This window comes from Nocardia sp. 149-1B (genome assembly GCF_057747975.1).
This window is the reverse complement of record NZ_CM173233.1, coordinates 1,628,835-1,641,668: the sequence shown is the minus strand read 5'-3', so window position 1 is coordinate 1,641,668 and position 12,834 is coordinate 1,628,835. Positions and strand designations below refer to the sequence as shown.

Annotated in this window: 14 protein-coding genes; 5 read left to right on the top strand and 9 right to left on the bottom strand. The window is 71.6% G+C overall.

What is annotated here, in order from left to right; all coding sequences use genetic code 11:
- Positions 1-22: 22 nt before the first annotated feature.
- From AC3ANS_RS07850 to ctaC, 3 genes are read right to left on the bottom strand one after another with little or no spacing between them, the layout of a single operon-like run.
- The gene (locus tag AC3ANS_RS07850) at positions 23-421 is read right to left on the bottom strand and encodes a cytochrome c oxidase subunit 4 (RefSeq protein WP_488295597.1); all 399 of its coding nucleotides are present in this window, start codon (positions 419-421) and stop codon (positions 23-25) included.
- Positions 421-2,169 (bottom strand): aa3-type cytochrome oxidase subunit I, encoded by a 1,749-nt coding sequence (ctaD, locus tag AC3ANS_RS07845; protein ID WP_488295596.1) that lies wholly within the window; start codon positions 2,167-2,169, stop codon positions 421-423. The genes AC3ANS_RS07850 and ctaD overlap by 1 nt, the downstream gene beginning before the upstream one ends.
- Entirely contained in the window at positions 2,166-3,092 is a 927-nt protein-coding gene (gene ctaC, locus AC3ANS_RS07840) for an aa3-type cytochrome oxidase subunit II (RefSeq protein WP_488295595.1), read from the bottom strand. The genes ctaD and ctaC overlap by 4 nt, the downstream gene beginning before the upstream one ends.
- A 186-nt stretch (positions 3,093-3,278) precedes the next feature.
- Here ctaC and AC3ANS_RS07835 point away from each other — a divergent pair, with 186 nt between their 5' ends.
- Complete coding sequence (locus AC3ANS_RS07835; RefSeq protein ID WP_488295594.1) at positions 3,279-4,397, top strand: cysteine desulfurase family protein; 1,119 nt, start codon at positions 3,279-3,281, stop codon at positions 4,395-4,397.
- Entirely contained in the window at positions 4,394-4,633 is a 240-nt protein-coding gene (locus tag AC3ANS_RS07830; RefSeq protein WP_488295593.1) for a sulfurtransferase TusA family protein, read from the top strand. The genes AC3ANS_RS07835 and AC3ANS_RS07830 overlap by 4 nt, the downstream gene beginning before the upstream one ends.
- Before the next feature lie 15 nt (positions 4,634-4,648).
- Here the strand turns inward: AC3ANS_RS07830 and AC3ANS_RS07825 are convergent, their stop codons facing one another.
- Positions 4,649-5,632 (bottom strand): carbohydrate kinase family protein, encoded by a 984-nt coding sequence (locus AC3ANS_RS07825; RefSeq protein ID WP_488295592.1) that lies wholly within the window; start codon positions 5,630-5,632, stop codon positions 4,649-4,651.
- 63 nt (positions 5,633-5,695) lie between these two features.
- On the opposite strand from AC3ANS_RS07825, the gene AC3ANS_RS07820 reads away from it, so the two are divergent.
- On the top strand, positions 5,696-5,920 hold the full coding sequence (locus AC3ANS_RS07820; protein WP_488295591.1) for a hypothetical protein: 225 nt from the start codon (positions 5,696-5,698) through the stop codon (positions 5,918-5,920).
- A 242-nt stretch (positions 5,921-6,162) separates the two neighbouring features.
- Here AC3ANS_RS07820 and erpA read toward each other — a convergent pair whose 3' ends face one another.
- Both erpA and AC3ANS_RS07810 read right to left on the bottom strand, forming a co-directional pair.
- Positions 6,163-6,525 carry an iron-sulfur cluster insertion protein ErpA gene (erpA, locus tag AC3ANS_RS07815; RefSeq protein ID WP_284537063.1) on the bottom strand — a complete coding sequence of 121 codons (363 nt, stop codon included), beginning with the start codon at positions 6,523-6,525 and terminating at the stop codon, positions 6,163-6,165.
- Between the two features lie 85 nt (positions 6,526-6,610).
- On the bottom strand, positions 6,611-7,681 hold the full coding sequence (locus tag AC3ANS_RS07810; protein ID WP_488295590.1) for a glycerate kinase family protein: 1,071 nt from the start codon (positions 7,679-7,681) through the stop codon (positions 6,611-6,613).
- A gap of 34 nt (positions 7,682-7,715) precedes the next feature.
- Between AC3ANS_RS07810 and AC3ANS_RS07805 the strand changes: the two genes are divergently transcribed.
- Both AC3ANS_RS07805 and nadA read left to right on the top strand, forming a co-directional pair.
- Positions 7,716-8,609 carry a GNAT family N-acetyltransferase gene (locus AC3ANS_RS07805; protein ID WP_488295589.1) on the top strand — a complete coding sequence of 298 codons (894 nt, stop codon included), beginning with the start codon at positions 7,716-7,718 and terminating at the stop codon, positions 8,607-8,609.
- A gap of 59 nt (positions 8,610-8,668) precedes the next feature.
- Positions 8,669-9,853 (top strand): quinolinate synthase NadA, encoded by a 1,185-nt coding sequence (nadA, locus tag AC3ANS_RS07800; protein WP_488295588.1) that lies wholly within the window; start codon positions 8,669-8,671, stop codon positions 9,851-9,853.
- 27 nt (positions 9,854-9,880) lie between these two features.
- Here nadA and AC3ANS_RS07795 read toward each other — a convergent pair whose 3' ends face one another.
- The 3 genes from AC3ANS_RS07795 to AC3ANS_RS07785 all read right to left on the bottom strand — a co-directional run bounded on the left by AC3ANS_RS07795 (position 9,881) and on the right by AC3ANS_RS07785 (position 12,832).
- The gene (locus AC3ANS_RS07795; RefSeq protein ID WP_488295587.1) at positions 9,881-10,240 is read right to left on the bottom strand and encodes a hypothetical protein; all 360 of its coding nucleotides are present in this window, start codon (positions 10,238-10,240) and stop codon (positions 9,881-9,883) included.
- 79 nt (positions 10,241-10,319) lie between these two features.
- A complete protein-coding gene (locus tag AC3ANS_RS07790; protein ID WP_488295586.1) occupies positions 10,320-11,990 on the bottom strand; it encodes a permuted SH3 domain-containing protein in 1,671 nt (556 codons plus the stop codon).
- Positions 11,987-12,832: a hypothetical protein gene (locus tag AC3ANS_RS07785; protein WP_488295585.1), complete on the bottom strand. Its 846-nt coding sequence runs from the start codon at positions 12,830-12,832 to the stop codon at positions 11,987-11,989. The genes AC3ANS_RS07790 and AC3ANS_RS07785 overlap by 4 nt, the downstream gene beginning before the upstream one ends.
- Between the last annotated feature and the right edge of the window lie 2 nt (positions 12,833-12,834).

Here is a 12,834-nt window from a genome sequence, read left to right as displayed (position 1 = left end):
CGCACGGGCCCGTCGCCAACCGTCAGTGAGCGTGCTCGCCCCGGTAGTACTCGAAGATCCAGCCGCTCAGCGCGATCGCACCCAGCGCCACCCCGATGATCAGCAGCCACCAGGCCCCCAGCGCGGTCGCGTAGACGATGACGCTGAGCGTCATCGCGCACCACAGCGGCCACCAGGAGTACGGCGGGAAGAACCCCAGCTCGCCCGCACCGTCGGCGATCTCGCCGTCCTTGCGGTCCTCGGGCCGGGGGTCCATCGTCTTCGCGTGGAACGCCAGGTAGAGCGTGACCATGCCGGCCAGCAGGAACGTCATCGTCAGCACCGAGGTGCCGGTCCAGTCAGAGGTGATGAACCAGTACGCGGGGGCGACCAGCGCGAAGAAGATCGCGGCGATCGCGAAGATCCAGGCCTCGGACTTCATCAGGCGTTGCCCTCCGGGTCGTTGTTGCGGTCGCGCAGCATCTCCTCGCGGCCCTCCATGTCGGGTGCGTCGGCCGGTCCGCCGACGCGCGCCATCTCGTTGTCCTCGAGCTCGATCGCGGCCACCTCGGGGTGGTGCAGGTCGAACGCCGGCGACTCCGAGCGGATCCGCGGGATCGTGACGAAGTTGTGGCGCGGCGGCGGGCAGCTGGTCGCCCACTCCAGCGAGCGTCCCCAGCCCCACGGGTCGTCGGTGTTGACCAGCGGCGAGCGGCGCGAGATGTAGACGTTGTAGAGGAACGGCAGCGTCGAGGCGCCGAGCAGGAACGCACCGATCGTGGAGACCTGGTTGAGCGTCTGGAACCCGTCACCGGGCAGGTAGTCGGCGTAGCGCCGCGGCATGCCCTCGACGCCGAGCCAGTGCTGCACCAGGAACGTGGTGTGGAAGCCCACGAACAGCAGCCAGAAGTGCACCTTGCCGAGCCGCTCGTCGAGCATCCGGCCGGTCATCTTGGGCCACCAGTAGTAGAAGCCGGCGAACATCGCGAACACCACGGTGCCGAACACGACGTAGTGGAAGTGCGCCACCACGAAGTAGGAGTCGGACACGTGGAAGTCCAGCGGCGGGCTGGCCAGGATGACGCCCGTCAGACCACCGAAGAGGAAGGTCGTGAGGAAGCCGATCGACCAGAGCATGGGCGTGTCGAACGAGATCGACCCGCCCCACATCGTCCCGATCCAGTTGAAGAACTTGACTCCTGTTGGTACGGCGATCAGGAACGTCATGCCGGAGAAGAAGGGCAGGTCCACGGCGCCGGTGACGAACATGTGGTGGGCCCAAACCGCGACCGAGAGGATCGCGATGCCGAGCGTCGCGCCGACCAGGCCGATGTAGCCGAAGATGGGCTTGCGGCTGAAGACCGGGAGGATCTCGGTCACGATGCCGAAGAACGGCAGCGCGATGATGTAGACCTCGGGGTGGCCGAAGAACCAGAACAGGTGCTGCCACAAGATCGCGCCGCCGTGGGCGGTGTCGAACACGTGGGCGCCGAGCAGACGGTCGGCCTCGAGCGAGAGCAGCGCGCCGGCGAGCACGGGGAACGCGATCAGCACCAGCATGCTGGTGACCAGCGTGTTCCAGACGAAGATCGGCATCCGGAACATCGTCATGCCGGGCGCGCGCATGCAGATGATCGTGGTGATGAAGTTGACCGCACCCAGGATCGTGCCGAGACCGGCCATCCACAGGCCCATGATCCACAGGTCCCCGCCGACGCCCGGCGAGCGGACCGCGTCGGAGAGCGGGGTGTAGGCGAACCAGCCGAAGTCGGCGGCGCCCGAGGGGGTCAGGAACCCCGAGGCGGCGATCAGGCCGCCGAACAGGAACAGCCAGTAGCTGAACATGTTCAGGCGCGGGAACGCCACGTCGGGCGAGCCGATCTGCAGCGGCATGATCACGTTGGCGAAGCCGAAGAACAGCGGCGTCGCGAACAGCAGCAGCATGATCGTGCCGTGCATCGTGAACAGCTGGTTGTAGACCTCGTCGTTGACGATCTGCATGCCCGGGTAGGCCAGCTCGGAGCGGATCAGCATGGCCATCAGGCCGCCGATCATGAACCACGCGAACGACGTGCCGAGGTAGAGCTTGCCGATCAGCTTGTGGTCGGTCGTCGTGAAGATCCGGGCGAGCTGCTCACCCAGCCGGGGACGTGCCACGACGGCGGTCGGGTGCGGAGCGGTGGCGGTCACTTGCCTTCTCCCTCAGGTGCCTCGTCCAGCCCCACCTGGGTGCTGGAGCTCTCCCCGCCGAGCAGCGGGGTGTCGGAGGTGGCTCCGGCGTCCTGCAGCTGCTGCAGGTAGGCCTCGTAGTCGGACTTGCTGACGACCCGGACGTGGAAGAGCATCCGCGAGTGGTAGACCCCGCAGAGCTCGAAGCATCGGCCGTCGAATGTGCCGGTGCGGGTCGGGGTGATCTCGTAGTGGTTGACCCGGCCCGGGACGACGTCCATCTTCATGAGGAACGCCGGCACGCTCAGGTCGTGGATCACGTCGGGCGAGTGCAGGTTGAACCGCGTGGTCTCGCCCACCGGCAGCACGAGCGTCGGGATGTACGACGCGGTGCCGGCCTCGTAGACGTAGGAGGAGTACGGGAACTTGTCGTCGGTCGCGTCGTCGTTGGCGGACACGTCCTGGTCGCCGATGCCGTAGTTGAACGTCCACGACCACTGCTGGCCGACGACCTCGATGGTGTTGTCGACCGGGAGGTCGTCGTTGAGGACGGCGTTCTGGGTGTCGACGGTCTTCGCGAAGAAGACGATCACCATGATGATCGGGGCGATCGTGTAGAAGATCTCCAGCGGCAGGTTGTAGCGCGTCTGGACCGGGATCTCGTCCTCGCTGCGACGGCGGAAGCGCCAGATCGAGTAGAAGATCAGGCCCCACACGATCGCACCCGTGATGAGCGCGGCGATCCAGGCGCCCTGCCACAGGTTGAGGATGTGCTCACCCTGCTCGGATGCCGGATCCGGCATCGCCAAGCGCTTCCACTCACCCTCGGTATCGGACGAGCAGCCACCCAGCACCAGCACAGCGGCACCCATCGCGGCCAGACCGGTCACCCGGCGGACGTTCCCGCGGTTGCCGGCCGTGCGCTTGGGGAGTTGCAGACTCAACGCCTGAGCCTCTCTCTCAACGAACACGGATGAGCGGAACCTTATCGGAATCCCAGGACCTAATGCCCCCTGGGGGGGCCCTGGCGCGGACACATGTCCCGGGACCTTGTGCCCGCCGACTGCTCACGGAGTACCCGCGGGTAGTCCCACCAGCCCCGGTGCGCCCGGACGGATAGGTTCGGCTACGTGACCAGCGCCGAACCTCCGGGCACGTCCCACCGCCCGGTCTACCTCGACTCGGCCTCCGCCGAGCCGCTCCATCCGGCCGCGCGCGACGTGCTGCTCGCGGCGTTCGAGCGGGGGTACGCCGACCCGCGGCGGCTGCACGGGCCGGCGCGCGACGCCCGCCTGCTGCTGGACAACGCCCGTGCGGTCGTCGCCGAGTGCCTCGAGGTGCGTCCCGACGAGGTCACGTTCACGTCCTCGGGCACCGAGGCGGTCCACCGGGGCCTGCTCGGGCTGCGCCGCGGCCCCGGAGCCCGGATCGGGTACGCCGACGTCGAGCACTCCGCGGTCGTGCACGCGGTTCGCTGGGCCGGCACCGATCCGGTCGCGGCTCCGGTCGACCGGCTCGGCCGGGTCGACCCGGCGGGCTTCGCCGGCGCTGACGTGGTCGCGCTGCAGAGTGCCAACCACGAGGTCGGCACCCTCCAGCCGGTCGACGAACTCCGGCTGGACGCCGGCGTACCGCTCTTCGTCGACGCCTGCGCGTCGATGGGCCGCGTGCCGCTGCCCACCGGGTGGGACGTCCTGGCGGGTTCGGCCCACAAGTGGGGCGGCCCGGCCGGTGTCGGCGTGCTGGTGGTCCGCAAGGGCGCTCGGTGGGTCAACCCGTTCCCGGCCGACGACCGGGTCGACGAGCGCGCGAGCGGCTTCGAGAACGTCCCCGCGGCCCTGGCTGCCGCGGCCGCCCTCCAGGCCGTGGTGGCCGAGCGCGACACCGTGAGCGCGCGCCAGCGCGCCCTCGTCGACCGGATCCGGGCCGCGGCGGCGGCGATCCCCGACGTCGAGGTCGTCGGCGAACCGGTCGACCGGCTCCCCCACCTGGTCACGTTCTCCTGCCTGTACGTCGACGGCGAGGCCCTGGTCACCGAGCTCGACCGTCGTGGCTACGGCGTGGCCAGCGGCTCGGCGTGCACCGCCTCGACCCTGACGCCCAGCCGGGTGCTGCAGGCGATGGGCGTGCTCACCCACGGCAACCTGCGGGTCTCGCTGACCCGTGACACGACCGAGGCGGACGTCGACGGGTTCCTCGAGGTCCTCCCGGGCGTGGTGCGCGACATCCGTGCGGAGGCGGGGCTGTGACGCCGGCCGAGCTCGAGCTCGACTGCCGGGGGATGCTCTGCCCGTTGCCGGTCATCGAGCTGGGCAAGCGGATCGGCGAGGTGGCCGTCGGGGGCCTGGTGGCCGTGGCCACCGAGGACGTCGCGGCCCGCACCGACGTGCCCGCGTGGTGCCGGATGCGCGGTCAGGAGTACGTCGGCGAGGAGCCCGCCCTCGACGGGACGCCGCGCTACCTGGTCCGCAGGGTCAGCCCCTGACGACCGCGCCGGCGGTCAGGCGAGCGCCTTGAGGAACGGGGCCACGTCGTCGGCCGCCTCGGCCCCGTAGGAGTGCTCGAGACGCTCCAGGAACTGGGTCGGCGTGAAGCCGTACTCCTGGGTGCCGACGGTCTCCACGACGTACGCCGCGAGCACGCACCCCACCTGCGCGGACCGCTCGAGCCCGACGTCCCACGCCATCCCGGCGAGGAACCCGGCCCGGAAGGCGTCGCCGACCCCGGTCGGCTCGACCCGCGGGACGTCCTTGGCGGCCGGGAGCTCGATCGGCTCCTCGCCCTCACGGGTGATCCGGACGCCGTCCTTGCCGAGCGTGGTGACCTGGATGCCGACCCGGGAGAGGATCTCGGCCGACGTCCAGCCGGTCTTCTGCTCGATCATGTGGGACTCGTACTCGTTGGAGAACAAGATCGCGGCCCCGTCGATGAGCGGCCGGATCAGGTCGCCCTCGCCGAACGCCAGCTGCTGGCTGGGGTCGGCGATGAACGGGTAGCCGCGCTGGCGGCACTCCTCGGTGTGGCGCAGCATCCCGTCGGGGTCGTCGGCGCCGATCAGGACGTACTCGGGCGCGCCCTCGCGGTTCGCGATGGGGGCCAGCTCGATCAGCCGGGCCTCGCTCATCGCGCCGGGGTAGAACGACGCGAACTGGGCCATCGTGACGTCGGTGGTGCACACGAAGCGCGCGGTGTGCCGGGTCTCGGAGATCCGCACGTGCGAGCAGTTCACGCCGTGCCGCTCCAGCCACGAGCGGTAGTCGCCGAAGTCCTCGCCGGCGGCCCCGACCAGCACCGGCCGCAGGCCGAGCTGGCCCAGGCCGAAGCACATGTTGGCCGCCACTCCCCCGCGCCGGATCTCCAGGTCCTCGACCAGGAAGGAGACCGAGAGCTTGTCCAGCTGCTCGACCACGAGCGAGTCGGCGAACTTGCCCTGGAAGCTCATCAGGTGGTCGGTGGCGATGGAGCCCGCGATCAGCAGAGACATGACGCGAACACTACTAACTGGTACTCCTGCTGGTACCCGGCAGTAGCCCCTACCGTCGAGAACATGACCCCTGAGCAGACCCCTGGACGCCTGGCCTACGACGAGCTCGCGACCCCGGCCGAGATGAGCCGCGACTGCCAGGCGGTGCGCGCCGCGCTGCGGCCGGCTCCGTCGATCCACTACGCCGACTTCCCCCGCGAGGTCCCCAAGCGCGGCGAGATCGAGTTCTCCGCGGCCGCCGCCCGGCTGGCCGGTGCCCTCAACCTCCAGCTCGACGGCGACTCCTGACCGCTGGCCGAGCTGCCCGCCGGTGGTCGAACTGCCCGCCGGTGGTCGAGCTTGTCGAGACCCCCGCAGCCCACGTAGGGCCTCCAGACGCACATCAGCCCCGGACCTGATCGGTCCGGGGCTGATCTGTCAGTTCAGGTTGCTTCTCGGCTCACCGGGTCTCGACACGCCGGTCGCGGCTTCGTTCCTCAGCCGCGCGGCTTGCTCGACCACCATCAGCAAGTCCGCTGACGCGTCCTTGCTCAGTGGAAGCTGTCGCCGCAGGCGCAGGATCCCGTGGCGTTGGGGTTGTCGATCGTGAAGCCCTGCTTCTCGATCGAGTCCACGAAGTCGATCATCGCGCCGTTGAGGTAGGGCACGCTCATCCGGTCGACGACGACGGACACGCCGTCGAAGTCGGTGACGACGTCGCCGTCGAGGCTGCGCTCGTCGAAGAACAGCTGGTAGCGGAGTCCGGAGCAGCCGCCGGGCTGCACGGAGATGCGCAGCGCGAGGTCGTCGCGGCCCTCCTGCTCGAGGAGGCTCTTCACCTTCGTGGCCGCCACGGGGCTCAGGTTGATCTGGTCCGTGCGGCGCTCGGTGGTGGTCTCGACCTGCTCGGTCATGTGGGGTTCTCCCAAGGTCGGTGGAAGGGGCGTTGCTGGATCAACTACTTCTTCAATGGTCGCACACGGCCGGTTATTCCGGACATCAACGTGACCAGGTCCTCGCGACCCGTTCCGCGAGGTCGGCGAGCGCTCCCGCGGGGTCTCCGAAGGCACGCTCCTCCCCCATCAGCTCCACCAGGGAGTACGCCGACTCGATGCCCAGCGCCCGCATCTCCCGGGACCCCACCAGCACCTGCCCGGCCAGCGCCACGCACGGACGCACCGCCTCCGCCGCGATCTCGGCGACGCCGTAGGGCACCTTGCCCGAGCGGCTGGAGAAGTCGAACGCACCCTCGCCGGTGACGACCAGGTCGGCCGCCCGCGCCCGCCGCGGCAGCTCCACGGCGTCGGCCACCAACCCGATGCCCGGTTCGCGGGTCGCACCGAGGAGCAGCAGCGCGAACCCGACCCCGCCGGCGGCGCCGGCGCCCTTCGTCAGCGCCACCCGGCGGTCCGTGGCGACCGCGAGCTCCTCGAGCCACCCGTCGAGCACCGGCAGCCGGTCCTCGGGGATGCCCTTCTGGGGCCCGAAGACCTTCGTCGCACCGAACAAGCCGGCCAGCGGGTTGTCGACGTCGGTCGCGGCGACGATCGGCAGGTCGAAGGCCGGCACCTCGACCCGAGTGACGCCGGCCAGGCCGGCGACGCCGGCGTCGAGGGGCCGGTCCGCGGTCGCACCGAGCGCGGCGAGCAGCCCGGCGCCTCCGTCGTTGGTCCCGCTCCCGCCGAGCCCGACCACCACCCGCTGCGCCCCGGCGTCGGCGGCGGCCAGCAGCAGCTCCCCGACGCCGTACGTCGTGGCCGACTCGGCCCCCTCACCGCCGGTCAGGTGCAGGCCGCACGCCTGCGCGGCCTCGACGTACGCCGTGCCGCCGGCGAGCAGCAGGGTCGCCGGGGTGGGCGCCCCGTGCGGGCCGCGCACGGTGACCGCGAGGAGCTCGCCGCCCAGCGCTGCGTGCAGCACGTCCACGAACCCGGGACCGCCGTCGGCCATCGGAGCCAGGTCGAGCTCGTCGGCCGGCGCGTGGCGCCGCCAACCGGTCGCGATCGCGTCGGCCGCCTCGACCGCGGTCAGCGTTCCGGCGAACTTGTCGGGGGCGACCAATATGCGCATGCGCCCATCCTCCCTGGTTCGTAGGGTCGACCGCGTGAGCAGTACTGGAAGTGACCTGGTCATCCGCCCGATGACGGCCGAGGACGTGCCGGCAGCCGAGCGGGTCAGCGACGCGGGGTTCTTCGAGCTCGACACCCGGATGCGGCGTCCCGGCGAACCGGAGCCCGAGCACCGGTCCGGGGCGCACCTGGCGGTGTGGCTCGAGCGGACGCGGCACCTCGTGCAGACCGACCCCGGCGGCTGCTGGGTCGCCGAGGACCGCAGCGGCATCGTCGGCATGGCCACGTCGTTCCGGCGCGAGACGCTGTGGTGCCTCGCGACGTACGCCGTGCTGCCCGGGCGCCAGGGCCAGGGCATCGGCAAGCCTCTGCTGGCCGCGGCGATGCAGCACGGGCGGTCGTGCACCCGCGGCATGCTCTCGGCGTCGTCGGACCCCGCTGCGGCGCGGGTCTACCACCAGGCCGGGTTCGACCTGCACCCGCAGATGTACCTGACCGGCGCCGTGGACCGCACGGCGATCCCGGTCGTGGAGAAGGTCCGCGACGGCAGCGGCTCCGACGTCGACCTGATGAACTCCCTGGACCGCGCGGCCCGCGGCGCGGGCCGCGGCTCCGACCACGAGCTGATGCTGCGCACGTGGCGGCTGCTGGTCTCGGACACCTCGACCGGGTCGGGCTACGTCTACCTCAACGAGCGCGGCGTGCCGGCGCTGCTGGCTGCCTCGAACCGGCGTACGGCGACCCGGCTGCTCTGGGCCGCACTCGCCGAGGGCCCCGAGCACACCACGGTCAGCCACCTCACGCCCGCCAACCAGTGGGCGCTGGACGTGGGGATCACGGCCCGTCTGGAGCTCCGCCAGGAGGGATATCTCGCGCTGCGCGGGATGAAGCCGCCCGCGCCGTACGTTCACAACGGTGCACTGCTCTGAGTGTTCTCCACGGGGCCTCGCTGCCGCGAGGACCGGGCTCGACAAATAGGATGGCTCCCATGACGACCGTCGACCTCCCGCTGCTGCCGCTCGGCCGTGGCACCGACCTCACCAGCGAGCGTGGCGTCGAGTGCCCCGGTGACCTGCCGGCAGCATCCGACCCGGCCCTCGTGGCGCGCGCCCGCGCCGCCAAGGACACGCTGGGCGACCGGGTGTTCGTGCTGGGCCACCACTACCAGCGCGACGAGGTCATCCAGTTCGCCGATGTCACCGGCGACTCGTTCAAGCTCGCCCGGGACGCGGCCGGCCGGCCCGACGCCGAGTTCATCGTGTTCTGCGGCGTGCACTTCATGGCCGAGTCCGCCGACATCCTGACCGGCCCCGACCAGCAGGTGATCCTGCCCGACCTCGCGGCCGGCTGCTCCATGGCCGACATGGCTCGACTGACCCAGGTCGAGATGGCCTGGGAGGCGATGACCGCCGCCGGGATCGCCGACTCCGTCGTCCCGGTCACCTACATGAACTCCTCCGCCGACATCAAGGCGTTCTGCGGCCGCAACGGCGGCGTCGTGTGCACCTCGAGCAACGCCGAGGTGGCCCTGGAGTGGGCGTTCGCCCAGAAGGCCGACGCCCCCGGCGGCGCCAAGGTGCTCTTCCTGCCCGACCAGCACCTGGGCCGCAACACGGCGGTGCAGAAGATGGGCTACTCCGTCGACGACTGCGTGGTCTGGGACCCGCACCTGCCCGGTGGCGGCCTGACCACCGAGCAGCTGCGCGACGCGACGATGATCCTCTGGAAGGGCCACTGCTCCGTGCACGGCCGCTTCTCCCCCGAGGTCGTCGACGAGCTCCGGTCGACGATCCCCGACGTGCAGATCCTGGTGCACCCCGAGTGCCGCCACGAGGTGGTCCTCAAGGCCGACCTCGTCGGGTCCACGGAGTTCATCATCAAGACGATCGAGGCCGCGCCCGCGGGCTCGAGCTGGGCGATCGGCACCGAGCTCAACCTCGTCAAGCGGCTCGCCGCCGCCCACCCGGACAAGAACATCTCGTTCCTCGACAAGACCGTCTGCTACTGCTCGACGATGAACCGCATCGACCTGCCCCACCTGGTGTGGGCGCTCGAGTCGCTGGTGGCGGGAACGGTCGTCAACCGGATCGAGGTCGACCCCGAGACCGAGAGGTTCGCGCTGGTGGCGCTCGAGCGGATGCTGGCCCTGCCGGGCAAGACCCACAAGGACTGACCGGGCCCGGTCAGCCTCGATCGCAGCTCACGCGGGCAGCTCGAACCAGGCACAGGTGCCGCCGTACGCCGCGTCCGTCAGGCCGATCCGTCCGCCGTGCGCCTCGACGATCCGCCGGCTGGCGTCGGGTACGACGACCGGTGCGTCCTCGTGGAGCACGACGTTGCACATCGAGTCCTCGCGCGCGCAGATCGAGGCCTCGAACCCGTGCGTCGCGATCTGGTACTGCGCCGTGTCCGTGATCAGGTTGATCGTGGCCATCGGCACCCGGGCCAGCTGCGCCGCGATCTCGACCAGGGCCAGCAGGTCGGGCCGCGGCGACTCGGTCAGGACGAGGTACTTGCCGATCTCAGCGACGCGGGGCGCGTCGAGGTCGGTGGTCGTCACGTGCTCAGGCCCCCGAGATCGGTCCGGTTCTCCCCCGGCAGCCAATCTGGTACGGGCCACCACGGCGACCTCCGGTCCGTCACCGCGGGAACGTGACCGGCGCACCTCCCGGGCCGGAGCGGCCGGTCCCGAACCCCGACCCGAACCCCGACCCGAAGCTGCCGAGGCCGGTGCCGCTGCTGTCCCCGGTCGGGACGTCGGCGCCCAGATCGGCCACGACCACCTCGTCACCCGCCGACAGGCCGTCGGCGATCTCGATGGTCGTGGCACCCACCAGTCCGGTGGTCACCCGGGTCGTGGTGGCCCTGCCGTCGCGCAGCACGGTCACCGAGCCGTCGCGCACCGCCGAGGCCGGCACCGAGACGACGTCGGCGGCAGTGCCGACCACGACGTCGACGGTCGCGGTCGCCCCTGATGGCAGAGAGAGTCCCCGGCGAGCGAGGGTGATCGTGACCGGATACGTGGTCTCCCCGGTCGAGGTGTCCGGGATCGCGCCGATCGCACTCACCCGCGCGGCGTACGACCGGGCCGCCCCCGCAGGCCTCACGACGGCCCGCTGGCCGACCTCGAGCTCGCGCACCTGGGTACCGGTCACCGCGACCTTGACGGTCGTGGATCCGGGCGCCACGACGGTCGCGACCGCGGCACCCGCGGCCACCGTGTCGCCCACCGCCACGGCCATCGCGGCCACCCGGCCGGCCTGGGGAGCCCGGACGGTCGCCGCGCGCAAGGACTGCTGCGCCCCGACCAGGTCGGCCCGGGACTGGTCGATCGTCGCCTGGTCGCGGGCCAGGGTGGCGGCGGTGACGGTGACCGTCGGCGACTGACCTGCCGACTGGGCCGACTGGGCCGACTGCTGCGTTGCCTGTTGCGTTGCCTGTTGCGTTGCCTGTTGCGTTGCCTGTTGCGTTGCCTGCTGGGCGGGCTGGTCGGTGCTGGTCTGCGCCATGGACGCGATGGCCGCGGTGAGCGTCGTGGTCAGGTCGTCCAGCGCGCTCTGCAGCGCGTCCTGGGCCGTCGCGACCGCGTCCTGGGCCGTCTGGACTGCGGTCAGCGCCGTCGCGCACGCATCGTCGGCCGGGTCCGGGGACGATGACGCGCTCGGCTCGGCGCCCGGGTCCGTCTCGACGGGCTGGTAGGCGCCGGCGCAGGCCTGCACCTGGGCGGCGAGCGCGACCTTCGCGTCCGCGATCGCCCCGGAAGCAGCCGACTGCGCCGCGGTCACCGCCTGCTGCTGGGCGGCCAGGGCCGCCAGTGCGTCGGGCGCGTCCGGAGCGCCGGCGTCCGTCGGGGCCGCACTCGGCGACGTCTGGCCCGACGTCTGACCGGACGGCTGGCTGGGCGTCTGGCTGGACGTCGAGGAGCTCACGGTCTCGGTCTGGGCGTCCTCGTCCGCCTCCAGCTGCGCCCGGGCCGCGGTCAGGTCCGCACGCGCCCGGTCGACGGCCGTGCGCAACGTCCGGCGGTCCAGCCGCGCCACCACCTCACCGGCCCGCACGCGCTCGCCGACCTCCACCGGCACGGCCGCGACGGTGCCTCCGGTGCCCACCTGCAGGTCGCTGGTCCCCGACTGCCCCAGGGTGCCCGCGAGGGCCAGGGTCTGCTCGATGTCGGCGACGCGCGCGACGGCGGTGCGGTACGACGCGTCCGTGCCGGCCCCGGCGTACGCGGCGTACCCACCGCCCACGAGCCCGACGACCGCGACGACCGCCAAGCCCCGCCGGAGACGGCGGCCGCGCACGGACGTCATCGCTCCCCCTGCGGACCCGAGGCGGACATCCGCACCCCGCACTCGCCATCCACCGGGTCGGTGATGCTGATCTGGTCGGCGGCAACCGCGCCGGTCGAGTCCGCCTCACCGCTCGCAGCCACGCAGCGCCCGACCTCCAGCGCAGCGGCATCGGCCTGAGCCATCCGGGTGTAGGTCGTCGCACCGCTCACCACGACCTCGACCGAGGTGGCGTCCTGCGAGCCCGGTGTCACGGCTGACACCGTGAAGCCGTCCGCGGTCACCGCCACGACCTCGCCCATGGTGCCGCCTGCCCGCATCGGCATGTCGCTGGGCATGTCGCTGGGCATGTCGCTGGGCATGTCGGTCGGCCGCTCCCCCGAACCTCCCTGCTGCGGACCGCCGCCGGACCCACCGCCGAACCCACCGCCGCACCCGCCGTCGGTGGCCTCGGTGATCCGCACCGCGGTCGCCTGGACGGGCTCGCCGTCACCGGCGGCGGTGTCGGACTCGATCATCACGCAGGAGCCCACGGTGGCGTCGGCACGGGTCGCCTTCACCTGCTCGGTGAACGCGGTCGTGGCCGTCCAGGTGACGGCGACCTGGCCGGAGGTGGCGCTCTGCACCTGCAGGGTCTTCCCACTGATCGCCGCGATCTCGCCCGAGGCACCTGGTATCACCGCGCCCGGCCCCGTCTGCCCCGCCGTGGCGCCGCCCGTTGGCCCGCCCGCGGTCCCGGGGTCATCGGCGGCGGTCGCGCCGTTTCCGCCGCAGGCGGCGAGCGAACCGATCAGCAGCGCCGCAGAGGCCACGGCGAGGCCGGATCGGGCTGGGGTCCGGAAGGGGTTCCGGCGAGGGTTCATGG

What these genes read in the sequence shown, in the direction of transcription:
- AC3ANS_RS07850 (WP_488295597.1), bottom strand. Translation starts at nt 421, where the DNA reads ATGAAGTCCGAGGCCTGGATCTTCGCGATCGCCGCGATCTTCTTCGCG.
- AC3ANS_RS07825 (WP_488295592.1), bottom strand. Translation starts at nt 5,632, where the DNA reads ATGTCTCTGCTGATCGCGGGCTCCATCGCCACCGACCACCTGATGAGC.
- AC3ANS_RS07820 (WP_488295591.1), top strand. Translation starts at nt 5,696, where the DNA reads ATGACCCCTGAGCAGACCCCTGGACGCCTGGCCTACGACGAGCTCGCG.
- erpA (WP_284537063.1), bottom strand. Translation starts at nt 6,525, where the DNA reads ATGACCGAGCAGGTCGAGACCACCACCGAGCGCCGCACGGACCAGATC.
- AC3ANS_RS07810 (WP_488295590.1), bottom strand. Translation starts at nt 7,681, where the DNA reads ATGCGCATATTGGTCGCCCCCGACAAGTTCGCCGGAACGCTGACCGCG.
- nadA (WP_488295588.1), top strand. Translation starts at nt 8,669, where the DNA reads ATGACGACCGTCGACCTCCCGCTGCTGCCGCTCGGCCGTGGCACCGAC.
- AC3ANS_RS07790 (WP_488295586.1), bottom strand. Translation starts at nt 11,990, where the DNA reads ATGACGTCCGTGCGCGGCCGCCGTCTCCGGCGGGGCTTGGCGGTCGTC.
- AC3ANS_RS07785 (WP_488295585.1), bottom strand. Translation starts at nt 12,832, where the DNA reads ATGAACCCTCGCCGGAACCCCTTCCGGACCCCAGCCCGATCCGGCCTC.